The following is a 21,758-nucleotide window of genomic DNA, read 5'->3' on the forward strand; positions in this document are numbered from 1 at the left end:
GGTGTGCGCCGTTGTGCACCCAAAAAACCTGTCGCGATTAAGGAAGGAGGAAAGATGAAAAAGTGGATGATTGTTTTAGCCGCCCTGCTGCCTTTCGCCAGTCAGGCGAACACGCTGAACAGCACCAACGATCCGAATAAACCGGGTTATAACCCGAGTCAGCAGCGGATGCAGTCGCAGATGCAGAGCCAGCAACAGCAGCAACAGCTGAAGCTGCGCCAGGATCAGCAGCGTCAGACGCAGGACATGCAGCGTAAAATGCAGGAGCAGCGCAACAGCGCCCAGCAGCGGGTGATTACTACGCAGCCGGGCCAGCAGAAACAGAACTAATGAAAATCGGGGCCGATGATGTCGATGCTGTCGGTACAGATGGCATCGACGCCCCACGTCAGCAATTCCCGCGCCCGGTCCGGGCTGTTCACGGTATAGACCAGAATCTTCAGGCCCGCGCTTTTCAGCTCTGCAACCCGCTGCGCAGTCAGCACTTTATGGTTGAGGTGGATGGAGACGCACGCCAGCGCCGTGGTCTTTTTCCGCCACTCTGGATCCCAGCTATGCGACAGCAGGCCACGCGGCAACTGCGGCTCGGCCTGCATCGCGGCTTCCAGCGCCTCAAAAGAGAATGACGAAAGCAGCGGTGCGGTCTGATCCTGCCACAGGATCGCAGCAGCCTGCGCCACGGCGCGTCCGGTTTCGGCGTCGCTGCCGGTCGTCGGCTTGATTTCGATGTTCGCCATCATCTGATGCTGACGACAGCGTGCCGCTACCTCATCCAGCCGCGCCAGCTTTTCGCCGGTAAATGCGTTGCCAAACCAGCTGCCCGCATCGAGCTGCGATAACTTCTCCCACGGCAGCTGACCTGCTACGCCCCAGCCGTTGCTGGTGCGATCCAGCGTGTCGTCATGCAGCAGGAAGAGCTGCGCATCCAATGATAATTTGACATCAAATTCAATCATCTGATGACCATACTTTGCGCCGACATCAATTGCCGCCAGGGTGTTTTCCGGTGCCAGTTTACCGCCGCCGCGATGGGCAACGATACGGGGATAAGGCCAGTGTTGTGTGCTCATTCCAGACGCTTTCCATGGGTTGAATCGAAGAAGTGTAACGCATCTGACGGCAGATGCAGCCACAGCGTACTGCCAGGCTGCGGCCGTTCGCTATGGGCTAAGCGTACCACCAGTGGCGTGTCGCCGATGCGACCGTGTGCCAGATTATCCGCGCCCAGCATCTCCAGCGTATCGACGCGTAGCGGGATACCGCCCTGCTCACGGCAGCTGAGCTGGATATGCTCTGGCCGGATACCCAGCACCACCGGCCGGTTAGCCCATTTCGGTTTTGTGTCACTGAGCGGCAGTGCATGCGAGGCGTCGAGGTCAAAGCGTGAGCCGTCACTGCTGAACTGGCCTTTTAGCAGATTCATCGCGGGCGCGCCGATAAACGCGGCAACAAACTGGCTGGCGGGACGCTCATACACGTCGACCGGCGTGCCGATCTGCTCGACGACGCCTTTATTCATCACCATCACCCGCTGCGCCAGCGTCATCGCCTCGACCTGATCGTGCGTCACATAGAGGCTGGTGGTCTGTAAACGGCGATGCAGTTGCTGCAACTCCAGCCGCATCTGCACCCGCAGGCGGGCGTCGAGATTCGACAGCGGTTCATCGAACAGAAACACTGCCGGTTCACGAACGATGGCGCGGCCCATCGCCACGCGCTGGCGCTGTCCGCCCGAAAGTTCGCGAGGCCGACGCATCAGCAGGTGATCCAGCTCCAGACTGCGCGCCGCGTCGAGCACCCGCTGACGAATCTGCTCTTTGCCCATCCCGCGGATTTTCAGACCATACGCCATATTCTCCTCCACCGACATATGGGGATAGAGCGCATAGTTCTGGAACACCATCGCAATACCGCGATCTTTTGGCTCTTCCTGGGTGACTCGCCGGTTGTCGATATAGATATCGCCAGAAGTGACGCGCTCCAGTCCGGCCACCATGCGCAGCAGGGTCGATTTGCCGCAGCCGGACGGCCCGACCATCACCATAAATTCGCCGTCATTGATGGTGACGTTCAGCGGCTGAATGATCTGATTTTTGCCATCGTAGGATTTGGTTACTGCCTGAAGGGTTACGCCTGCCATCTTATTTCTCACTCTCAACCAGACCGCGCACAAAGGCACGCTGCATGACTAACACCACTACCAGCGGTGGGATCAGGGTTAATAACATTGCCGCCATCACTTCGTTCCACTGGGTCGGCGAGCCGCTGCTGGAGATCATGCTTTTTATCCCCGCCACCGCCGTGCCGAGGCTGGCGTCATTGATAATCAGCAGCGGCCAGAGATACTGGTTCCAGCCGTAGATAAAGGTGATCACGAACAGCGCCGCCAGATTGGTTCTGGAGAGCGGCAGCACGATGTCGATAAAGAAGCGCATCGCGCTGGCACCGTCGATGCGCGCCGCTTCAACCAGCTCATCCGGCAGTGACATAAAAAACTGACGGAACAGAAAGGTGGCGGTCGCTGAGGCCATCAGCGGCAGGGTTAAGCCACTGTAGCTGTCGAGCAGATTAAGGTCGGCAATCACCTGAACCGTGGGGAAGATACGCACCTCAACCGGCAGCATCAGGGTGATAAAGATCAGCCAGAAAAAGAGCGTGCGCAGCGGAAAACGAAACCAGACCAGCGCAAACGCCGACAGCATCGACACGGTGATTTTGCCGAAGGTGATGCCCAGCGCCATGATCATGCTGTTGAGCAGCATCAGGCCAAACGCCGGTCCGCTGCCGTTAACGCCGTGCGTCCAGATGCGCGAGATGTTCTCCCACAGGTGTGTACCCGGCACCAGCGTCATCGGCACCTGATAGACCGCCTCGTTATCCAGCGTCGCCGCCACAAAGGCGACATAGAGCGGGAACAGGATGGTGAGCACGCCCAGCACCAGCACGATGTGGCTGAAGAGATCCAGCCCGCGTCGATTCTCAATCATTGGTATTGCACCTTACGTTCAACAAAGCGGAACTGGAGCACCGTCAGCCCGATGACCAGCAGCATCAGCACCACCGACTGCGCCGCGGATGAGGAGAGATCCAGCCCGGTAAAGCCTTCGCGATAGATTTTGTAGATCAGCGTGGTGGTCGCCTGCACCGGCCCGCCGCCGGTCGCGGCATCGATCACCGGGAAGGTATCGAAGAAGGCGTAGATCAGGTTCACCACCAGCAGGAAGAAGCTGACCGGCGTAATCAGCGGCAGAGACAGGTTGAAAAAGCGACGCACCGGCCCGGCACCATCAATAGCGGCGGCTTCCACCAGCGATTTCGGGATAGATTGCAGTGCGGCGAAGAAGAACAGGAAGTTGTAGCTCATCTGCTGCCAGATCGACGCCAGCACAATCAGGAACATCGCCTGGCCGCTGTTCTGCGCATAGTTCCAGTTGTAGCCGATGTGGTTCAGCAGATAGCTGAACAGGCCCAGACCGGGATTAAACAGAAACATCCAGAGCACCGCGGCCACCACCGGGGCAACGGCGTAGGGCAGCAGCAGCAGAGTCTGATAGAGGCGACGCAGTCGCACCACATAATCCACCAGCGCCGCCAGCAGCAGCGAAAACAGCATGCCGAACACCGTGACCATGCCGCTGAATTTTATCGTGGTCCAGAACGAATCCAGATAGTAGGGATCGGCAAACAGGCGTCTGAAGTTTTCCAGTCCGACAAAGCGGCTGGAGAGGCCAAAGGGATCGAGGCTTTGCAGCGAGTACCACAGCGCTTCACCGGCAGGCCAGAGAAAAAAGACCGCGGTGATCAGTAACTGCGGCAGCACCAGCAGATAAGGCAGCAGGCTGGTGCGAAAAACCGGGCGAGAAGAAGACATAGCGCACTCTGATTCAGAAAGAGAGAGGGCCAGCCTGCACTGGCCCTGTCGGGCAGATTACTTCACCTGCTGCTGGAAGCGACGCAGCAGTTCGTTGCCGCGTTTGACCGCGTTATCCAGCGCGCTTTGCGGCGACTGTTTACCGGTCCAGACGCTCTCCAGCTCTTCGTCAATCACGGCACGGATCTGCGGCATATTACCCAGACGCATCCCTTTAGTGAACGGCAGCGGCGGCTTGTTCATCATCTGACGGGTGGCGATATCTGCACCCGGATTTTTATCGTAGAAGCCCTGCTGTTTCGTCAGCTCATAGGCGGCGGTGGTAATCGGCAGGTAGCCGGTTTTCTGGTGCCATTCCGCCGCGATTTCCGGTTTCGCGAGGAACTGCATGAACTCCGCGACGCCTTTATACGTTGCCGGATCTTTGCCTTTCATTACCCACAGGCTGGCTCCGCCGATCAGGGCGTTCTGCGGCGCGCCTTTTACGGTATCGTCATACGGCATCATGCCGACGCCGAAGTTGAATTTTGCGTAGTGGCGGATATCAGCCAGCGAACCGGAGGAGGCGGTAGTGATGCCGCAGTCGCCGTTGTAGAACTTCGCAGTCGGCTCATCTTTGCGGCCAAAGTAGGTGAAATCCCCTTTTTTGTTCATCGCTTCCAGCATTTCGATGTGACGCACCTGCACCGGTTTGTTGAACTCCAGCACCGCATCCAGGCCGTCAAAGCCGTTATTTTCCGTGGCGACCGGCAGCGCATGCCAGGCGCTGAAGTTTTCTATCTGGATCCAGCCCTGCCAGCCGCTGGCGTAGCCGCAGCTCATGCCCGACTTGCGCAGCGCGGCGGCATCCGTGGCCAGCTCCTGCCAGGTTTTTGGGGGCTGATCCGGGTTCAGACCCGCTTTTTTGAAGGCGTCTTTGTTGTAATAGAGCACCGGCGTCGAGCTGTTAAACGGTTGAGAAATCAGTTGGCCTTTGCTGTCGCTGTAGTAGCCCGCAACCGTCGGTACGAACTGCTTTTCATCAAAGGGGATACCGGCATCTTTGAAGACCTGATGCACCGGCACAATCGCCTGTGAAGCCATCATGGTGGCCGTTCCCACTTCAGAAACCTGCAGCACCGCAGGCGCTTTGCCGCTGCGCACTGCCGCGATCCCGGCCGCCAGGCTCTGCTCGTAGTTACCTTTGTAGGTCGGAACGATTTTGTAATCGGGATGGGTCTGGTTAAAGCGCTGAGCCAGCGAATCGACTTCTTTGCCTAACTCGCCTTCCATGGAGTGCCAGAAGGGGATCTCAGTGGCGGCCATGGCATGGCTGCTAAGCGTCAGACCGAGCAGCGCGCTCATCAGGCTACGACGAAAGGTAACGACGGACATAGAATTTTCCTGTGCAGGTAAATACGCGTGAAATCACGGATTTCTGGTTCGCGGAGTAACATGACACGGGGAAATGACGGATTAATAACAGGCAGATGACAGGCGGGTGACAGACTAAAGCGAGGAAAAGAGGACGCTGGCAGCGCGACGGCAAAACGCCCATGCTGCCAGTTTTTAGTGACATAAATTGCAGAGCGATTAGAAGCTGAAAATGCCTGACTGCGACTTTCACTTCATTGAAGTCGAAGGCCGTAGTCGGCACTACCCACACCGACACTCAAGGCCGTCGGCGGCACATTCCGCATCACTTTCAAAGGCCGTGCCCCATCAGGCACCTAAGTAAGCGCTGCGGACGGCTTCGTTGGAGAGCAATGCTGCACCAGTGTCTTCGAGCACCACATGCCCGTTCTCCAGCACATAGCCCCGATCCGCCAGCTTCAGCGCCTGATTCGCATTCTGCTCCACCAGGAAAATCGTCATCCCCTCGCTGCGCAGTTGCTCAATGGTGTCAAAGATCTGCTGAATAATGATCGGGGCCAGTCCCAGCGACGGCTCATCCAGCAGCAGCAGGCGCGGCTGGCTCATCAGCGCGCGGCCAATCGCCAGCATCTGCTGTTCGCCACCTGACATCGTCCCGGCACGCTGGATTTTGCGCTCTTCCAGCCGCGGAAAGAGTTCATACACACGCTTAATCCGCGTCAGATACTCCGGACGGCTGGCAAAAAAGCCGCCCATCGCCAGGTTCTCTTCCACCGTCATGCGCGAAAACACCCGCCGTCCCTCTGGCACGATGGCGATCGCTTCACGCATAATGCGCGCCGTTTGCCAGTCGGTAATCGCTTTGCCATCAAAGGTGATAGTGCCCTGAGTCGCACGTGGCTCGCCGCAGAGCGTGCCCAGCAGCGTAGTTTTTCCGGCACCGTTAGCGCCAATCAGGGTGACAATTTCGCCCTGATTGATATAGAGGCTGACGTTGTGCAGCGCCTGAATTTTGCCGTAATGGGCGCTGACGTTCTCAATGGTTAACATTGCATTTGCCATCTCAGGCCTCTCCTAAATAGGCACGAATGACATCCGGATTATTACGAATCTCCTCCGGCGTTCCGTTAGCCAGCGGCGTTCCCTGATTAACCACATAAATACGGTCAGAAATACCCATCACCAGCTTCATATCGTGTTCAATCAGCAGTACCGACACCTTGTGTTCGCCACGCAGTTCCGCAATCAGCGCATCCAGCTCGTGGGTCTCTTTTGGGTTAAGGCCCGCCGCCGGTTCATCCAGCATCAGGATCGCCGGGCGCGTCACCATGCAGCGCGCAATCTCCAGCCGACGCTGTTGACCATAGGCCAGATTGCCCGCCTGACGGTTTGCCAGATCCAGCAGACCTACCCGCTCCAGCCAGGTTGCCGCACGATCCAGCGCCTCACTCTCACTGCGGCGAAACGCCGGGGTTTTCAGCAGGCCGGAAAACACGCCGCTTTTCAGATGCTGATGCTGCGCGACCAGCAGGTTCTCGATTACCGTCATCTCACGGAACAGGCGCACGTGCTGGAAGGTCCGCACGATGCCCATTCGTGCAATCTTCTGGCCCGGCAGCCCTTCAAGATGCTGCTCACGCAACGTAATCGTGCCGCCGGTGGGTTTGTAAAAACCGGTCAGGCAGTTGAACACGGTGGTTTTACCGGCACCGTTTGGCCCAATCAGTGAAACGATCTCCTGCGGACGCAGCTCCAGCGCCACATTGTTCACGGCTAACAGACCGCCGAAGCGCATCATCAGGCCTTCAACGGCTAATAAAGGCTGACTCATGCTTCTTCTCCTTGTTTACCGGTTCTGAGCTTCAGATGCGGACGCTTCATCGGCAACAGGCCCTGCGGACGCCAGATCATCATCAGCACCATCAGGCCACCCAGCACCAGCATGCTGTATTCATTGAGGTCGCGCATCAGCTCGCGTGACACTACCAGCAGAATGGCGGCCAGAATCACCGCAAACTGCGAACCCATCCCGCCCAGTACCACAATCGCCAGCACAAAGGCGGATTCGACAAAGGTAAAGGATTCCGGGCTGACAAAGCCCTGACGCGCCGCGAACAGACTGCCGGCAAAGCCGGCAAAGGCGGCACTGATGGTAAAGGCGGTCAGCTTAATGCGGGTCGGACTCAGGCCCAGTGAACGGCAGGCAATCTCATCTTCGCGCAGCGCTTCCCAGGCCCGGCCCAGTGGCATCCGCAGCAGCCGGTTAATGACGAACAGGGTCAGCACCACCAGCAGCAGCGCGACCAGGTAGAGGAAGATGATGCGGTCACTGGGATCGTATTTCAGCCCAAAGAAGTTGTGGAAGGTATCCCAGCCGCCTTCGCGCGGGGTACGGCCAAACTCCAGACCAAACAGCGTCGGTTTCGGGATCTGGCTGATGCCATTCGGGCCGCCGGTCAGGGCGGTATTGTTCAGCAGCAGAATACGCACGATCTCACCGAAGCCCAGCGTCACAATCGCCAGATAGTCGCCGCGCAGTCGCAGTACCGGGAAGCCCAGCAGCAGGCCAAACAGCGCCGCAACCATGCCGGAGAGCGGCAGGCACTGCCAGAAGCCAAGACCGTAATAGTGGTTCAGCAGCGCAAAGGTGTAGGCACCGATAGCGTAGAAGCCGCCATAACCCAGCACCAGAAGGCCAGAGAGTCCGACCACCACATTTAAGCCCAGACCGAGCATCACGTAGATCAGCGTCATGGTAGCGATATCAACGGTGCCGCGTGACACCAGGAAAGGCCAGGCGACTGCGGCGATAATCATCACCGTCATCACCAGCTTCTGCTTCGGCGTCGAGCCATCCAGACCGGGCAACACCAGTGCCGGGCCAGACACTTTCTTCAGGCTGCTCTGCCACACCGGACGCAGCAACTGGAACAGAAACACCACCGCACAGCCTGCGGCGATCCAGTTCCAGCGCACGCTACCGGCGTTCTGCACCACCAGATTCGTGCCATCCAGATTCAGGCGCAAACCCATAAAGAAGGCGGCAAGCACCAGCAGCATCAGGGAGGAAATCAGGGCATTGATAAAAGAGGTCTTCATACTTTTTCGACCTCCGGACGCCCCAGAATGCCGGTCGGCATCACCAGCAGCACCACAATCAGCAGGGCAAACGAAACCACATCTTTATATTCCGTGCTGAGATAGGCTGACGTCAGCGCTTCAGCGATACCCAGCACCAGTCCGCCAATCATCGCGCCAGGAATACTGCCAATTCCGCCCAGCACTGCGGCGGTAAAGGCTTTCATGCCCGCCATAAAGCCAATGAAGGGGTTGATCGAACCGTAGAACTGGCCCAGCAGCACGCCTGCGACTGCCGCCATTGCGGCCCCGATCACAAAGGTCAGCGAGATCACGCGGTCGGTGTTAATGCCCAGCAGGCTGGCCATTTTCAGATCTTCCGCGCAGGCGCGACAGGCGCGGCCCATGCGGGAGTAACGGATAAAAGTGGTCAGCGCCAGCATCGCCAGGAAGGTCACCACCCAGATTACGATCTGCATGGTTGAGATGGTGGCGGCAAACCCGTTGCTCTCACCGACCGTCCACTGTCCGGTGATCAGGCTCGGCAGCGCCAGGTCGCGTGAGCCCTGGGTCAGGCTGACGTAGTTTTGCAGGAATATCGACATCCCGATGGCGGAGATCAGCGCAATCAGACGCTTGGATGAACGCACAGGCCGGTAGGCGACGCGCTCAATGCTCCAGCCGTAGGCGCTGGAGATAATGACCGCCATCACAAAGCCAGCTGCAATCATCAGCCAGGTGGTGTCGATGCCCATCATCATCAGGGCGGCAATCACGATAAAGGAGACATAGCTACCGATCATGTAGACTTCGCCGTGCGCGAAGTTAATCATGCCGATAATGCCGTAAACCATGGTGTAACCGATGGCGATCAGCGCGTAGGTGCTACCCAGGGTCACACCATTAAACATCTGCTGAATAAAATAGAGGAACTGCTCGGACATACCTTGACCCTTACTTAACCGATCGCAGGCGATCGGGGTACAAAAAACGCCTGGCAGACGAGCACCAGGCGTTCGTGTCGCTGGTCAGGGAAAACCGGTTATCCGGCTTCCCGCTCACCACAAAACAGCCTGGTTTACTTCACAGCGGTCGAGGTGCCATCGGCATGCCATTTGAAGACGCCGAATTCAAAGCCCTTGAGATCGCCCTTCTCATCCCAGTTCAGGTTGCCCATCACGGTTGGCACCGCTGCGCCTTCCTTGAGGTTTTTCACGATAGCGTCCGGCTCCGCGCTCTTGCTGCGCTCCATACCGGTTGCCAGCGATTGCAGAGCTGCATAGGTGGTCCAGACGAACGGGCCGGTTGGATCCAGTTTCTTCGCTTTCAGCGCGTCAACGATCGGTTTGTTGGTTTCAACCTGGTCGTAGCGTTTCGGCAGGGTCACCAGCATGCCTTCAGAAGCCGCACCGGCGATGTTCGACAGTGAGGCGTTACCCACACCTTCTGGTCCCATAAACTGGGTTTTCAGGCCAGCAGCACGTGCCTGACGCACGATCTGGCCCATTTCCGGGTAGTAGCCGCCGAAATAGACGAAATCGACGTTCTCTTTCTTAAAGCGCGCCACCAGGGTAGAGAAATCTTTGTCACCTGCGGTGATCCCTTCAAACATGACGATGTTCGCGCCCTGCTTTTTCAGGCTCTCCTGCACGGAACGCGCCAGACCTTCGCCATACTGCTGTTTGTCATGCACCACGGCGATACGCTGCGGTTTCAGCTCGCTCATTACATATTTCGCGGCAGTCGGTCCCTGATCGGAGTCGAGACCAGTGGTACGCATAATCAGTTTATAGCCACGGGAAGTCAGGTCAGGTGCGGTCGCGGCCGGGGTGATCATCAGCACGCCTTCATCTTCATAGATGTCAGACGCAGGCTGGGTGGAAGAAGAACAAAGGTGGCCGATGACGTAATGAATGCCGTCGTTAATCACCTTGTTCGCGACCGCAACCGCCTGTTTCGGGTCACAGGCGTCGTCATATTTCACCGCCACCAGCTTGTTGCCGTTAACACCACCTTTGGCATTGATATCTTCAATCGCCTGCGTTGCGCCGGCAAACTGCATGTCGCCGTACTGCGCTACCGGACCTGACATTGCGCCGACAATGGCCACTTTGATATCTTCAGCCAGCGCCGCATGGCTCATCGCCAGTGCTACACATCCCGCCAGTAATGCGCGACCTTTCATTTTCATCCTGACTACCCCATTTGTTTTGTCGTGTATGTTGTGAGTGCTTGCGTTGCCAGATAAAGTCGAAAACTGATTAATGATGAATGAGTTAGCGTACTTTTCTGACATTTATTAGTAATAAGGCTTTATTTTTCAGGTTATTAAACAGGAAGTTTCTTCTGTAAATCAACTGACACATTCAGAATTGACCGGGTTAAACAGCATAATACACTGGATGCAACGGCCGGTTTATGACCACTTTGCCAGCGTGTTATGCTGGATTGATCGCCCGCCATCCCGGTTTACTCCTATTATCCTGGCACCCGGGCCATCTTTTGACCTGTTTTATTGCTGAAAATGTGGTGGCACTCTGGTTGTATACTTTCGCTACACTTTCCCCTTTTTTAGAGGTTTTTGTTATGAAGCTCACTATCCAGCGCCTGGCCGCGCTGACGCCGCAGGACCGCATTGATCTTGGCAAAGTCTGGCCGGATCTGGAGATGGAAAAACTGGAACAGGGTTTAAGTGAGTCTCACCGTCTTTACGCGGCGCGTTTTAATGACCGTCTGCTGGCGGGTTTGCAGCTGGAAATTTCCGGCATCCACGGCAAGGTTCACCGGCTGGCGGTGCGTGATGTCACCCGGCGACGCGGGGTAGGACAATATTTGCTGGAGGAGACGATCAGGCAGAATGGTTCAATCGCGGACTGGTGGATTGCCGATGATGGCAGTGACGATCAGCAGGTACGCGCGGCATTTATGCAGGCATGTGGCTTCAGGGCGCAGAGTGACGGCTGGATACGGGCGGCAGATTAGCCAGACGCAGAAAACAAAAAGGGCGACATTATCTGTCGCCCCTTAAGGTGTTGAAGTGCGTTACGCTTCAATCGCCATACGCAGTTTCTTCATGGCGTTCTTTTCCAGCTGACGGACACGTTCGGCGGATACGCCGTATTGATCGGCCAGCTCCTGCAGCGTGGTTTTATTGTCTTCGTCCAGCCAGCGGGCGCGAATGATGTGCTGGCTGCGCTCATCCAGACCTTCCATCGCATAGCTCAGCTTGTCAGCCGCGTGCGCATCCCAGTTGTCCTCTTCGATGCCATCGGCAAAGTCAGAGGTTTTATCCTGCAGATACAGCACCGGTGCCATAGAACGGCCTTCGCTGCTCTCGTCGTCGGCAGACATATCAAAGGTCATATCCTGCGCGGCCATACGCGATTCCATTTCGCGTACGTCCTTACTGCTTACGCCCAGCTCGCGCGCAACCATCTCGACTTCGTCCTGATTGAACCAGCCCAGACGCTGCTTGGTTTTACGCAGGTTAAAGAACAGCTTACGCTGTGCTTTGGTGGTCGCGACTTTCACAATACGCCAGTTACGCAACACGTATTCGTGAATCTCCGCTTTAATCCAGTGTACGGCGAACGAAACCAGACGCACGCCCACTTCAGGGTTGAAGCGACGTACCGCTTTCATCAGGCCGATGTTACCTTCCTGGACCAGGTCAGCCTGTGGCAGACCGTAGCCGGAGTAATTACGAGCGATATGAACTACAAAGCGTAGGTGTGACAGGATCAGCGTCTTTGCTGCTTCCAGATCGCCCTGGTAATGCAGCCGTTCAGCCAACGCTTTTTCCTCTTCAGCCGAGAGCATCGGCCAGGTATTCGCAGCCCGGACGTAAGACTCCAGGTTGCCAAGAGGAGCAATAGCTAAAGTTTGCATTTCTTTGGTCATTCAAACCCTCACAAATTCAGTGGAATTGCCGCACATTTCCCTGCGCAGACGATACATTACGTCAACGTCGCGCGAGATCCGAAAGCAATCTGTGCTACTTAGAGTGATAAAGTTATCCACAAGTTCAATTATAGCAGTGAATATTTTACACACAGATGACAGGAAGGGAAGAGGGGGAAAATCCTCTGCACCCACCATCGGTAGCAGAGGACCATTATAACAAAAAAATGTTGCAGGCGTTTACTGCGGCGTAAATCGACGTAAATGTTGTACCGTCGCCAGCCAGGCAGCCACCCAACCGATGATGGCCGCAATCATCAGCAGCAGTAATGCTTCATCCCAGGAGAAGCCTTCCAGCGAGAAGGTGGTACCGAATACCGTTGCCACACTGGCGACGACCGACTGCAGACGCAGCACCAGCACTTCCGACAGCAGCAGCGACAGCACCGCCCCACTGAAGCCCAGCAGCGCCCCGCCGTAGAGGAACGGACGCAGGATAAAGCCATCGGTGGCACCAATCAGCTTCTGCACATTAATGGTGTCGCGTCGGGCAAAGATGCTGAGGCGGACGCTGTTACCGATCACCAGGAACACAGCCACAATCATCAGCACGCCAATCATTGAGGCAATCTGCCCCACCAGCCCGGTCAGCGCCGCCAGCCGCGCAAACCAGCTGTCATCCATTCGCACTTCATCCACGCCCTGCACTTTGCTCACCCGATCGCGCAGGCTCTGCATGGTGTCTGAGTTCTGGAAGTTGAGCTTAGGCGTGATGATGGCCACCGCAGGCAGCGGATTCTGCTCCAGCATATCCATTGCGCCACCAAAGCCCGACCAGTTACGAAATTCGTTCAGCGCCTCTTCCCGCGTCAGGTAGTTGACGTTATCCACGCCTTCAACCTGCCTGAGCTGCGCCACCACGTTTTCTGCCGCCGTATCATCCAGTGTTTTGGAGAGATAAACGGTCAACTGCGGCGCCGGATACCACTGCGTGGCCGCCTGGCTGACGTTTTTCCACACCATGTAGCAGACGCTGGGCAGCGTCAGGGAAATGGCGATGACCATCACCGTCAGCAGCGTCGCCAGCGGCTGACGCCACATATCAGAAAGCGTTCCGCGCAGCGCATAGCGCCACTGCTCCTGCCAGCCGCCTTTCAGCGCTTTACTTTTTGACTTCGACGGCTGCTTCGCTTTCGGTGCAGCCGGACGTTTAATACGTTTATTGACCATCGTGGCCTCCGTGCAGACGTCCCTGATTCAGCGTCATCATCCGATAGTTGCGTCGGGCGATCAGGCCGCTGTCATGCGTTGCCATCAGGACGGTGACGCCGACGCGGTTGAACTCTTCGAACAGGCGCAGAATGTCTTCTGACAGCGCGTCGTCAAGGTTACCGGTCGGTTCATCGGCCAGCAGCACGGCCGGCTTGTTCACCACCGCACGGGCGATGCCCACACGCTGCTGTTCACCGCCCGAAAGCTGAATCGGAAAACTTTTTGCTTTGTCGAGCAGGCCCACTTTATCCAGCGCCGCCGAGACGCGACGACGGATATCCTCGCCGCTGGCACCGGAAATAATCAGCGGGATCGCCACATTGTCATAAACTGACCGATCCATCAGCAGGTGGTGATCCTGGAAGATCATGCCAATCTGACGACGCAGGAAAGGCACCTCACTGTTACGCAGCCGGGAAATGTCATGACCGCTGAACCAGATTTTTCCGGCACTTGGGCGCTCAATGCCACAAATCAGCTTCAGCAAGGTACTTTTACCGGCACCGGAGTGGCCGGTCAGAAACGCCATTTCGCCGGGACGCAGATGAAAATCTACCCCCTGCAGCGCCTGACGTCCGCCGAGATATGCCTTACTGACCTCTTCAAAGCGAATCATCCTAATTAGTCCTCTCGGGCAAACAGTGCCTCAATAAAATCTTCCGCCTTAAACGGCCGTAAATCTTCAATGCCTTCACCAACGCCGATGTAGCGAATCGGAATACCGAACTGGTCGGCCACCGAGAAGATCACGCCGCCTTTGGCGGTGCCATCCAGCTTGGTGAGCGCAATACCGGTCAGGCCGACGGCTTCATTAAACAGTCGGGCCTGGCTGACCGCATTCTGTCCGGTGCTGGCATCCAGCGTCAGCATCACTTCGTGAGGCGCGGAATCGTCCAGCTTTTTCATCACGCGGGTGATTTTTTTCAGCTCTTCCATCAGGTGCGATTTGTTCTGCAGACGACCAGCAGTATCCGCAATCAGCACGTCAACGCCACGCGACTTCGCGGCCTGAATGGCATCGAAGATCACCGAAGCGGAATCTGCGCCGGTGTGCTGCGCAATCACCGGAATATTATTACGCTGGCCCCACACCTGCAGCTGCTCAACCGCCGCGGCGCGGAAGGTATCACCGGCCGCTAACATCACGGACTTGCCCTCGGCCTGATACTGGCGTGCCAGCTTACCGATGGTGGTGGTTTTACCCACGCCATTGACGCCCACCATCAGGATGACAAACGGCGTTTTACCTGAGACATCCAGTGGCGCATCCACTTTCGCCAGAATCGATGCCATCTCTGCTTTCAACAGGCCATAGAGCGCTTCCGCGTCACGTAACTGCTTGCGGTTTGCCTGCTGGGTCAGGTTGGTGATGATGCGGCGTGTGGTATCCACGCCCACATCAGCAATCAGCAACTGCTCTTCCAGCTCGTCAAACAGGTCATCATCAATCTTTTTGCCACGGAACAGGCTGACAAAACCGGAACCGAGGTTCTGACGGGTTTTGACCAGGCTGCGCTTCAGGCGGGCAAAGAAACCCTCTTTGCCGGGACGCTCCTGCTCCTGCACGATGAGCGGCGCGGCGGCCAGCGGCAGATCGCTGACGGTGTCGGATACTGTGTCTGCCGATTCTGCTTCAGCGTCATCCAGTGCCAGTGCGGTCAGTTCTTCCTCAGTCAGCGGCGCGTCTGCTTCGCTATCCTGCGTTTCAGCGATCGCTGCGTCATCCCGTACCTGTGGCGTAAGCACTTCGCCGCTTGACGATGCTTCACTGTGCGGGGTTTCGACGATCTCTGCATCGCCCAGCGCCAGCGCCGTCAGCTCCTCTTCGCTTAACGGTGCATCGGTTTCGCTGTGCGGAACGTCAACGATCTCTGCGTCACCGAGCGCCAGTGCCGTCAGTTCCTCTTCACTTAACGGCGCGTCTGCGGGTTCCGCGTCAGCGATCGGCGTGACCACATCGTCGGCGTCAATGACCGGCGTCGCGTCATGTTCAGGTGCGGCAACCTCCAGTAACGCTTCAGGGTCGGCCTCAATCGGCTCAGCCTCATCCAGCACGGCAGGTGCTGACTCATGCGGCGCTGCCGCAGTGACTTCCGCCTCACGCTGCTGTCCGGCCACCGTTTCGGTGATGACGACAGTCTCTTCCGCTTGTGCTTCAGCCTGGCTTAATGCCGGGGCTTCCTGTTCTGTCTGCTGTGCGGGTTCAGCGACCTCGGATGTCTGCTCCTCCGCTGCAGGTTGTTTCTCTTCCTCTTTGCCAAATCCCAGCCAGGAAAAAAAGCCACGTTTTTTCTCTTTTGCCATTGTGTGACGACACTCCTCGATGGCTTTGTCCCGGTCGCGCGTGGTTTCCAGGGGTAAATCAATGAAATTGGTCAGCGCCAGACCGGCGTAAACCGCAGAATAATGCATGACTTCAGCAACTCAGTAGTCTAACACTTTCCAGCCAGCTCACCACAGCACCCTTTTTTAACGTTTCTTCTCACCGATTCGCCCGTTAAACTACGCAACAAATTATGACGAGTTGTGAGCAAGATGAATAAAAACCCCCGCAGTACAGGCGGTGCCGGGCAGATTCGCATCATTGGCGGTCAGTGGCGCGGACGCAAATTGCCGGTGCCGGACAGCGCCGGACTGCGCCCGACCACCGATCGGGTTCGCGAGACGCTGTTTAACTGGCTGGCCCCGGTGCTGCCAGAGGCGCGCTGCCTTGATTGCTTTGCCGGTAGCGGCGCATTAGGACTGGAAGCGCTGTCGCGTTACGCGGGATCGGCGACGCTACTGGAACTGGAACGTCCGGTGGCACAGCAGTTAACAAAAAATCTGCAGACGCTGCGCGCCACGAATGGCACCGTGGTTCAGACCAATACGCTAAACTGGCTGGCACAGGCGGGTACACCCTTTGATGTGGTGTTTATTGATCCCCCGTTTCGTCAGGGATTGCTGGAGCAGACGCTACAGCTGCTGGAGCAGAATAACTGGCTGGCCGATCAGGCGCTGATTTACGTCGAAAGTGAAGTGGAAAATGGCGCACCACCGGTGCCGCCTGAGTGGGATCTTTATCGCGAGAAAATAGCCGGACAAGTGGCTTATCGTTTGTATCAACGTCAACAGGAGACGCAGGATGTTACTTAATTTAGGGCGTCTGTTGATGCTATGCGTGTGGGGATTTTTACTGGCTAATCTGGTCCATCCCTACCCGAAGCCACTGACTTATTTTATCAACGTTGCACTGATCTTCATGATCCTGATGCATGGTCTGCAACTGGTATTACTGCGCACGACGCAGACCAAAGATGCACCGCCTATTGACCGCGTGACTCAGGCGAAAGTGTTTCTGTTTGGCGTGTTTGAACTGGTTGCCTGGCAGAAGAAAAACTTCCCACGTAAAAAGTAGTGTCGGGCGGGCGCAATGCCCGCCTTACTGCATGGGCGTGAAGCTGATAAAGCGCGTGCCCTGCATCTTCAGCTCCCCTCTCGCGCCTTTATCCAGCTGATGATACTCCCCCTCTTTAAGCTGCACTTTAATGTCGCTGTCACCGTTCAGCGGATGAAACAACACCTCATACCGCATCTCTTCCCCGGCGATGACTTCACGCTGCCGTGAACGGCGATTGGGAGAAGGAAATTCACGTTTGGTTTTGACCTCAGCCTGCAGAGCACGCGTGGGGGAAGCGTCATTCACCGCAGCCTCACGCCGTTGCTTAATGAACTGACGACTCGCCAGCACAGCGATAATCGCCAGAACGATGATAAAGATTAACGGTGGTTTGCTCATAGCGCTCTCATGCCTGTTAAATCAGGCGGCAAAGCATACAACCAGAGTTGCCTGATTGTCACATCTCAGAGGCTTAACCTAAACTGGAAGTGATATTTTGGGATCTTTCACCATTTTGAGTAAAAAAGGGAGAAACAATGCTCTGGTCTTTCCTCGCTGTACTTTTCTCCGGCTGGCTCTATGTCGATGCCACCTATCGCGGCCCACAATGGCAGCGCTGGCTGTTTAAGCCCGTCACGCTGCTGCTGCTGGTCGGACTCGCCTGGCAGGCTCCGGTTCTGCAAACCACGGACTATCTGATTCTGGCCGGTCTGGTTGCGACGCTGGTCGGTGATGCGTTAACGCTGCTGCCGCGTCAGCAGATGCTCTATGCCGTCGGGGCGTTCTTCCTGTCGCACCTGCTCTATACGCTCTGCTTCGCCGCCAGTATGACCATGACCTTCTTCTGGCCGATTCCGCTGACGCTGCTCATCATCGGTGCCGCCCTGGTTGGCATCATCTGGAGCCGACTGGAGGATCTGCGCTGGCCTGTCTGCACCTTTATTGGCATGACGGTCGTGATGACCTGGATAGCGACCGAGCAGTACTTCTTCCGCCCGACCGATTACAGCTTCTCTATCATGGTCGGTGCCGGTCTGCTGCTGCTGGCCAACGCGGTCTGGTTTATCTCGCACTATCGTCGTCGCTTCAGTGCTGACAGCGCGATTGTGGCCGCCTGCTACTTTGCCGGTCACTTTATGATCGTGCGTTCACTGTGGGTCGTCTGAGAAATTAGTCTTGACTCTGGAGTTCACTCCAGAGTGTAGGATAAGGGATGGGCAGCGTTGCTCATCCCGCGACTCTTACACTCCGGAGGTCATATGCATCAACATCACGCCTGTGGCTGCGGCAAACCGCGTGCCAGCCACGCCGCAGCAAAACCGCTGTGCCAGGTTCGTCAGGCCCGTCCACTCTCTCTTTCTATTCATGCTGCTACGCCCGTGACGGCGGATACGGCAGGCTGCTGCTGTGACGGCAACAGCAGCCCTGGCAATGAGGCCGACACTGCTGAGGAAAGCGACCGGCGAGGTTCCTGTCACTTTAGCTGGCAGGTCAGCGGCATGGATTGTCCGGGTTGCGCCCGCACCATTGAAACCGCCGTGCGCCAGATAAGCGGCATAACCGACGCCCGTGTGCTGTTCAGCAGCGAGAAGCTGGTGGTTAAGGCTGATAACGATGTACAAAGCGCCGTTGAACAGGCGGTAAAAAAAGCCGGTTTCCAGCTTGTTACACCCTCGGAGACGCCGTCCGCAAGCTCGCGCGGGCAGCAGAACCGGATACTAATGTTACTGGCGCTGCTGGTGCTCGCCAGCAGCGTACTCAGCCACTTCGCACCCGCCTGGGGCGATCGGCTGTTTGTACTGACCACCCTGGTCGGCCTGGTCCCGGTCGCGCGCGGTGCCTGGCAGCGTCTGCGCAGCGGATCGCCTTTTACCATTGAGACATTAATGACGCTGGCGTCGGCAGGCGCGCTAATCATTGGCGCACATGCCGAAGCCGCCATGGTGCTGGTGCTGTTTCAACTGGGTGAACAGCTGGAAAGCTATGCTGCCTCCAGGGCACGCAGCGGCGTCACCAGCCTGATGGCGTTGCGGCCTGAATCGGCGATTCGCCTGGAACAGGGCAAACGCAGTGAGGTGCCACTGGCGGCGCTGCAACCGGGTGATGTGATTGAAGTCGCGGCGGGCAGCCGTTTGCCAGTCGATGGCCGTTTAATCAGCCCGCTCGCCAGTTTCGATGAGAGCGCGCTGACCGGTGAGTCACTGCCGGTCACCCGCGCCAGCGGTGAAAAAATCATGGCCGGTGCCACCAGCGTTGACCGGCTGGTAACGCTGGAGGTGGTATCGAAACCGGGGGAAAGCGCGATTGACCGTATCCTGCAGCTGATTGAGGAAGCGGAAACGCACCGTGCGCCGGTTGAACGCTTTATCGACCAGTTCAGCCGCATCTACACGCCGCTGGTGATGCTGCTGTCGCTACTGGTGATGGTCGTGCCGCCCCTGCTCTTCGCAGGCGACTGGCAGCCGTGGATCTACAAAGGTCTGACCCTGCTGCTGATTGGCTGCCCCTGTGCGCTGGTGATCTCTGTGCCAGCCGCCATTACCTCCGGGCTGGCTGCGGCAGCGCGTCAGGGGGCGCTGATTAAAGGTGGTGCGGCGCTGGAACGCCTGAGTTCGCTGCGCAGGATGGCCTTTGATAAAACCGGCACGCTGACGCTGGGTAAGCCGCAGCTGACGCAGATCCTGCGGTTTGGCCCAGCCAGCGAGTCAGAGATGCTGGCGTTAAGCGCTGCGGCGGAACAGGGTGCGACCCATCCGCTAGCCAGCGCTATCGTGTCGGCCGCACAGGCACGTAACCTGGTGATTCCTGACGCGCAGGATCAGCAGGTGCAGGCGGGACGCGGCATCTGTGCGCAGGTCTCAGGCCAGCAGATTCAGCTACTGACGCCAGGCCATGCGCCCGGTCTGACGCCGGAGCAAAGCGCGCAGATTGCGCAGCAGGAAGCTGAAGGTGAAACGCTGGTGGTATTAATACGCGATGGTGAGGCGCTCGGTGCGCTGGCCCTGCGCGATCAGCTGCGTGACGATGCCGTGGAGGCGTTAAGGGCGCTGAAAAAGCTGGGTATTGAGAGCCTGATGCTGACCGGCGATAACCCGCGCGCCGCAGCAACGATTGCCCGCCAGCTGGATATTGATTATCGCGCCAGTCTGCTTCCTGCCGATAAAGTCGCGGCGATTCGTGAACTGAGTCAGCAGCAGCCGCTGGCGATGGTCGGAGATGGTATTAACGACGCGCCGGCGATGAAAGCGGCGACGCTGGGCATTGCGATGGGTAGCGGCACCGATGTCGCGCTGGAAGCGGCCGATGCAGCCCTGACGCGTAATCAGCTCAGCAATCTGGCACCAATGATTGCGCTGGCGCGTCGTACGCGGCGCATCATCCGCCAGAATATCGGCATTGCGCTGGGGCTGAAGGCGATTTTCCTGGTCACCACCCTGCTGGGTCTGACCGGACTCTGGCTGGCGGTGCTGGCAGATTCCGGTGCGACCGCGCTGGTCACCGCCAACGCGCTGCGGTTACTGCGGCGTCGCGCCTGAGTAAGAGGCTCTGTCTGAAGAGTGCGGTTAACGGCGGCCGGAACGGCGGCTGTTAACCGGCCATACCTTTGCGGATCAGAAACTGATAGGGCAGCGTGTCGGTCTGCTGCGCCAGCAGGCCATGCTCCATAAAGCGGCAGAAGCCGGGAATATCGCGGGTCGTTGCCGGATCATCGGCGATGATCAGTAACGTCTCGCCATCCTGCAGGCTGCGTACGGTTTTGCGCACCATCATCACCGGTTCCGGGCAACGCAGGCCACGGGCGTCCAGCTGATGGTCGGCAGAGGAAAAGGCATCGCTCATAATCAACTCGGTTCAGGTAAGGGGCGCTCATTCTAGCGCGTGCTGGCGGTGAAGCAAGGCGATAACGATTGCGGTAAAATTAACCATTGCATAAAAAGCACAACGCGGTAATATGCCGCCGCTTTTTGCTCATAAAACTGCCAGGCGCTGCCCGAACGGCGTCCCGCAATGGGTTCCCTCACCCCAACATTAAAAAGGTTGAATATGCTCGCATTTTCTTCACGGCAGCGCATGCATGCGCTTTTCTGGTTATCGCTGTTTCACCTGCTGGTGATCACCTCCAGTAACTACCTGGTCCAGTTGCCAATCTCCGTCTTTGGCTTCCACACCACCTGGGGTGCGTTCAGCTTCCCGTTTATTTTCCTGGCGACCGATCTCACCGTGCGTATTTTTGGCGCACCGCTGGCCCGACGCATTATTCTGGTCGTGATGATCCCGGCGCTGTTTATCTCTTACGGTGTCTCGGCGCTGTTCTATCAGGGGGAATGGCAGGGCTGGCAGGCACTGGAAGTGATGAACCTGTTTGTTGCCCGTATCGCCTGCGCCAGCTTTATGGCTTATGCGCTGGGTCAGATCCTCGACGTTCATGTCTTCAACCGTCTGCGTCGTCTGCCTCAGTGGTGGATAGCACCCGGCTGTGCCATGTTCCTGGGGAATATCAGCGATACGCTGGCCTTCTTCTTTATCGCCTTCTATAAAAGTCCCGATGCGTTTATGGCGCAGCACTGGGTCGAGATTGCCCTGGTAGATTACAGCTTCAAAGTGCTGATCTGCATGGTCTTCTTCCTGCCCGCCTACGGCGTACTGCTCAATGCCGCGCTGAAACGTCTGGCTGAACGCCAGACCACCCGCCAGGTCAATTTCGGCTGAGCCTGGTTTATCAGGCGTTATTGTTGCAGGCAGTCTGGACACGGACAGCGCGGAACAACCGGAGCGTACACGTAGTACGTGAGGATTGTGAGCACTGCCCATGTTCAGAATGACAAATAAAATAGTCTGATTGGCCAGGCTCTAATAGCCCATACGGTTTCCACTATTTTCCGCTAAGATCTTCTGACAATCATC

At 57.3% G+C, this 21,758-nt stretch carries 23 protein-coding genes; 7 read left to right on the top strand and 16 right to left on the bottom strand.

All coding sequences use genetic code 11. The annotated features are described in order from the left end of the window. Positions 1–54: 54 nt before the first annotated feature. Positions 55–330, top strand: coding sequence for a DUF2756 domain-containing protein (locus F3I44_RS09935; protein ID WP_150011158.1), 276 nt, complete (start codon positions 55–57; stop codon positions 328–330). Here the strand turns inward: F3I44_RS09935 and ugpQ are convergent. The 10 genes from ugpQ to F3I44_RS09985 form a co-directional block, all read right to left on the bottom strand. Continuing rightward, a complete protein-coding gene (gene ugpQ, locus F3I44_RS09940) occupies positions 327–1,070 on the bottom strand; it encodes a glycerophosphodiester phosphodiesterase (protein ID WP_150011160.1) in 744 nt (247 codons plus the stop codon). The genes F3I44_RS09935 and ugpQ overlap by 4 nt on opposite strands. Next, the gene (locus F3I44_RS09945; RefSeq protein WP_150011162.1) at positions 1,067–2,140 is read right to left on the bottom strand and encodes a sn-glycerol-3-phosphate import ATP-binding protein UgpC; all 1,074 of its coding nucleotides are present in this window, start codon (positions 2,138–2,140) and stop codon (positions 1,067–1,069) included. Before F3I44_RS09945 ends, ugpQ begins: the two co-directional genes overlap by 4 nt. 1 nt (position 2,141) lies before the next feature. Next, positions 2,142–2,987 carry a sn-glycerol-3-phosphate ABC transporter permease UgpE gene (gene ugpE, locus F3I44_RS09950; RefSeq protein ID WP_150011164.1) on the bottom strand — a complete coding sequence of 282 codons (846 nt, stop codon included), beginning with the start codon at positions 2,985–2,987 and terminating at the stop codon, positions 2,142–2,144. Then, positions 2,984–3,871 (bottom strand): sn-glycerol-3-phosphate ABC transporter permease UgpA, encoded by an 888-nt coding sequence (gene ugpA, locus F3I44_RS09955; protein ID WP_150011166.1) that lies wholly within the window; start codon positions 3,869–3,871, stop codon positions 2,984–2,986. The genes ugpE and ugpA overlap by 4 nt, the downstream gene beginning before the upstream one ends. 57 nt (positions 3,872–3,928) lie before the next feature. Then, positions 3,929–5,245, bottom strand: coding sequence for a sn-glycerol-3-phosphate ABC transporter substrate-binding protein UgpB (gene ugpB / locus F3I44_RS09960; protein WP_150011168.1), 1,317 nt, complete (start codon positions 5,243–5,245; stop codon positions 3,929–3,931). A gap of 327 nt (positions 5,246–5,572) precedes the next feature. Continuing rightward, positions 5,573–6,286, bottom strand: coding sequence for a high-affinity branched-chain amino acid ABC transporter ATP-binding protein LivF (livF, locus tag F3I44_RS09965; protein WP_098052142.1), 714 nt, complete (start codon positions 6,284–6,286; stop codon positions 5,573–5,575). A gap of 1 nt (position 6,287) precedes the next feature. Then, complete coding sequence (livG, locus tag F3I44_RS09970; RefSeq protein ID WP_150011170.1) at positions 6,288–7,055, bottom strand: high-affinity branched-chain amino acid ABC transporter ATP-binding protein LivG; 768 nt, start codon at positions 7,053–7,055, stop codon at positions 6,288–6,290. After that, positions 7,052–8,323, bottom strand: coding sequence for a high-affinity branched-chain amino acid ABC transporter permease LivM (locus F3I44_RS09975; RefSeq protein ID WP_150011172.1), 1,272 nt, complete (start codon positions 8,321–8,323; stop codon positions 7,052–7,054). Before F3I44_RS09975 ends, livG begins: the two co-directional genes overlap by 4 nt. Continuing rightward, positions 8,320–9,246 (bottom strand): high-affinity branched-chain amino acid ABC transporter permease LivH, encoded by a 927-nt coding sequence (livH, locus tag F3I44_RS09980; protein ID WP_009087789.1) that lies wholly within the window; start codon positions 9,244–9,246, stop codon positions 8,320–8,322. The genes F3I44_RS09975 and livH overlap by 4 nt, the downstream gene beginning before the upstream one ends. Positions 9,247–9,380: 134 nt before the next feature. Continuing rightward, positions 9,381–10,493, bottom strand: a complete 1,113-nt coding sequence (locus F3I44_RS09985; RefSeq protein WP_150011174.1) for a branched-chain amino acid ABC transporter substrate-binding protein — start codon at positions 10,491–10,493, stop codon at positions 9,381–9,383. A gap of 395 nt (positions 10,494–10,888) precedes the next feature. Here F3I44_RS09985 and panM point away from each other — a divergent pair, with 395 nt between their 5' ends. Next, on the top strand, positions 10,889–11,284 hold the full coding sequence (gene panM / locus F3I44_RS09990; protein ID WP_150011176.1) for an aspartate 1-decarboxylase autocleavage activator PanM: 396 nt from the start codon (positions 10,889–10,891) through the stop codon (positions 11,282–11,284). A gap of 60 nt (positions 11,285–11,344) precedes the next feature. On the opposite strand, the gene rpoH is transcribed toward panM, so the two are convergent. The 4 genes from rpoH to ftsY form a co-directional block, all read right to left on the bottom strand. Beyond that, positions 11,345–12,202, bottom strand: a complete 858-nt coding sequence (gene rpoH / locus F3I44_RS09995; RefSeq protein ID WP_003852201.1) for an RNA polymerase sigma factor RpoH — start codon at positions 12,200–12,202, stop codon at positions 11,345–11,347. 240 nt (positions 12,203–12,442) lie between these two features. Then, positions 12,443–13,432 (bottom strand): permease-like cell division protein FtsX, encoded by a 990-nt coding sequence (gene ftsX, locus F3I44_RS10000; protein WP_150011178.1) that lies wholly within the window; start codon positions 13,430–13,432, stop codon positions 12,443–12,445. Continuing rightward, on the bottom strand, positions 13,422–14,090 hold the full coding sequence (gene ftsE / locus F3I44_RS10005; RefSeq protein ID WP_128086063.1) for a cell division ATP-binding protein FtsE: 669 nt from the start codon (positions 14,088–14,090) through the stop codon (positions 13,422–13,424). Before ftsE ends, ftsX begins: the two co-directional genes overlap by 11 nt. A 5-nt stretch (positions 14,091–14,095) precedes the next feature. After that, the gene (gene ftsY, locus F3I44_RS10010) at positions 14,096–15,778 is read right to left on the bottom strand and encodes a signal recognition particle-docking protein FtsY (RefSeq protein WP_150011379.1); all 1,683 of its coding nucleotides are present in this window, start codon (positions 15,776–15,778) and stop codon (positions 14,096–14,098) included. A gap of 231 nt (positions 15,779–16,009) precedes the next feature. On the opposite strand from ftsY, the gene rsmD reads away from it, so the two are divergent. Both rsmD and F3I44_RS10020 read left to right on the top strand, forming a co-directional pair. After that, positions 16,010–16,609: a 16S rRNA (guanine(966)-N(2))-methyltransferase gene (rsmD, locus tag F3I44_RS10015; RefSeq protein WP_150011180.1), complete on the top strand. Its 600-nt coding sequence runs from the start codon at positions 16,010–16,012 to the stop codon at positions 16,607–16,609. After that, positions 16,599–16,871 carry a DUF1145 family protein gene (locus tag F3I44_RS10020; RefSeq protein ID WP_003852192.1) on the top strand — a complete coding sequence of 91 codons (273 nt, stop codon included), beginning with the start codon at positions 16,599–16,601 and terminating at the stop codon, positions 16,869–16,871. Before rsmD ends, F3I44_RS10020 begins: the two co-directional genes overlap by 11 nt. A gap of 24 nt (positions 16,872–16,895) precedes the next feature. On the opposite strand, the gene F3I44_RS10025 is transcribed toward F3I44_RS10020, so the two are convergent. Next, the gene (locus tag F3I44_RS10025; protein WP_150011182.1) at positions 16,896–17,252 is read right to left on the bottom strand and encodes a DUF2500 domain-containing protein; all 357 of its coding nucleotides are present in this window, start codon (positions 17,250–17,252) and stop codon (positions 16,896–16,898) included. Positions 17,253–17,389: 137 nt separating this feature from the next. On the opposite strand from F3I44_RS10025, the gene F3I44_RS10030 reads away from it, so the two are divergent. Further along, positions 17,390–18,019 (top strand): lysoplasmalogenase, encoded by a 630-nt coding sequence (locus F3I44_RS10030; RefSeq protein ID WP_150011184.1) that lies wholly within the window; start codon positions 17,390–17,392, stop codon positions 18,017–18,019. A gap of 93 nt (positions 18,020–18,112) precedes the next feature. Next, on the top strand, positions 18,113–20,389 hold the full coding sequence (locus F3I44_RS10035; RefSeq protein ID WP_150011186.1) for a zinc/cadmium/mercury/lead-transporting ATPase: 2,277 nt from the start codon (positions 18,113–18,115) through the stop codon (positions 20,387–20,389). Positions 20,390–20,441: 52 nt separating this feature from the next. On the opposite strand, the gene tusA is transcribed toward F3I44_RS10035, so the two are convergent. Further along, the gene (gene tusA / locus F3I44_RS10040) at positions 20,442–20,693 is read right to left on the bottom strand and encodes a sulfurtransferase TusA (RefSeq protein ID WP_010253330.1); all 252 of its coding nucleotides are present in this window, start codon (positions 20,691–20,693) and stop codon (positions 20,442–20,444) included. Positions 20,694–20,897: 204 nt separating this feature from the next. Between tusA and F3I44_RS10045 the strand changes: the two genes are divergently transcribed. Then, entirely contained in the window at positions 20,898–21,563 is a 666-nt protein-coding gene (locus F3I44_RS10045) for a 7-cyano-7-deazaguanine/7-aminomethyl-7-deazaguanine transporter (protein ID WP_150011188.1), read from the top strand. Positions 21,564–21,758: the final 195 nt, after the last annotated feature.

Source organism: Pantoea sp. F_5 (assembly GCF_008631595.1).
GTDB classification, from domain to species: Bacteria; Pseudomonadota; Gammaproteobacteria; order Enterobacterales; family Enterobacteriaceae; genus Pantoea; species Pantoea gossypiicola.

Bases quoted from the DNA above. Each gene is read 5' to 3' on its own strand.
- panM (WP_150011176.1), top strand. From the start codon at position 10,889: ATGAAGCTCACTATCCAGCGCCTGGCCGCGCTGACGCCGCAGGACCGC.
- F3I44_RS10030 (WP_150011184.1), top strand. From the start codon at position 17,390: ATGCTCTGGTCTTTCCTCGCTGTACTTTTCTCCGGCTGGCTCTATGTC.
- F3I44_RS09975 (WP_150011172.1), bottom strand. From the start codon at position 8,323: ATGAAGACCTCTTTTATCAATGCCCTGATTTCCTCCCTGATGCTGCTG.
- ugpA (WP_150011166.1), bottom strand. From the start codon at position 3,871: ATGTCTTCTTCTCGCCCGGTTTTTCGCACCAGCCTGCTGCCTTATCTG.
- rpoH (WP_003852201.1), bottom strand. From the start codon at position 12,202: ATGACCAAAGAAATGCAAACTTTAGCTATTGCTCCTCTTGGCAACCTG.
- ftsE (WP_128086063.1), bottom strand. From the start codon at position 14,090: ATGATTCGCTTTGAAGAGGTCAGTAAGGCATATCTCGGCGGACGTCAG.
- F3I44_RS09985 (WP_150011174.1), bottom strand. From the start codon at position 10,493: ATGAAAATGAAAGGTCGCGCATTACTGGCGGGATGTGTAGCACTGGCG.
- livG (WP_150011170.1), bottom strand. From the start codon at position 7,055: ATGAGTCAGCCTTTATTAGCCGTTGAAGGCCTGATGATGCGCTTCGGC.
- livF (WP_098052142.1), bottom strand. From the start codon at position 6,286: ATGGCAAATGCAATGTTAACCATTGAGAACGTCAGCGCCCATTACGGC.
- ugpQ (WP_150011160.1), bottom strand. From the start codon at position 1,070: ATGAGCACACAACACTGGCCTTATCCCCGTATCGTTGCCCATCGCGGC.
- ugpE (WP_150011164.1), bottom strand. From the start codon at position 2,987: ATGATTGAGAATCGACGCGGGCTGGATCTCTTCAGCCACATCGTGCTG.
- F3I44_RS10035 (WP_150011186.1), top strand. From the start codon at position 18,113: ATGCATCAACATCACGCCTGTGGCTGCGGCAAACCGCGTGCCAGCCAC.
- ftsX (WP_150011178.1), bottom strand. From the start codon at position 13,432: ATGGTCAATAAACGTATTAAACGTCCGGCTGCACCGAAAGCGAAGCAG.
- ftsY (WP_150011379.1), bottom strand. From the start codon at position 15,778: ATGGCAAAAGAGAAAAAACGTGGCTTTTTTTCCTGGCTGGGATTTGGC.
- F3I44_RS09945 (WP_150011162.1), bottom strand. From the start codon at position 2,140: ATGGCAGGCGTAACCCTTCAGGCAGTAACCAAATCCTACGATGGCAAA.
- rsmD (WP_150011180.1), top strand. From the start codon at position 16,010: ATGAATAAAAACCCCCGCAGTACAGGCGGTGCCGGGCAGATTCGCATC.
- tusA (WP_010253330.1), bottom strand. From the start codon at position 20,693: ATGAGCGATGCCTTTTCCTCTGCCGACCATCAGCTGGACGCCCGTGGC.
- F3I44_RS09935 (WP_150011158.1), top strand. From the start codon at position 55: ATGAAAAAGTGGATGATTGTTTTAGCCGCCCTGCTGCCTTTCGCCAGT.
- F3I44_RS10020 (WP_003852192.1), top strand. From the start codon at position 16,599: ATGTTACTTAATTTAGGGCGTCTGTTGATGCTATGCGTGTGGGGATTT.
- F3I44_RS10045 (WP_150011188.1), top strand. From the start codon at position 20,898: ATGCTCGCATTTTCTTCACGGCAGCGCATGCATGCGCTTTTCTGGTTA.
- F3I44_RS10025 (WP_150011182.1), bottom strand. From the start codon at position 17,252: ATGAGCAAACCACCGTTAATCTTTATCATCGTTCTGGCGATTATCGCT.
- livH (WP_009087789.1), bottom strand. From the start codon at position 9,246: ATGTCCGAGCAGTTCCTCTATTTTATTCAGCAGATGTTTAATGGTGTG.
- ugpB (WP_150011168.1), bottom strand. From the start codon at position 5,245: ATGTCCGTCGTTACCTTTCGTCGTAGCCTGATGAGCGCGCTGCTCGGT.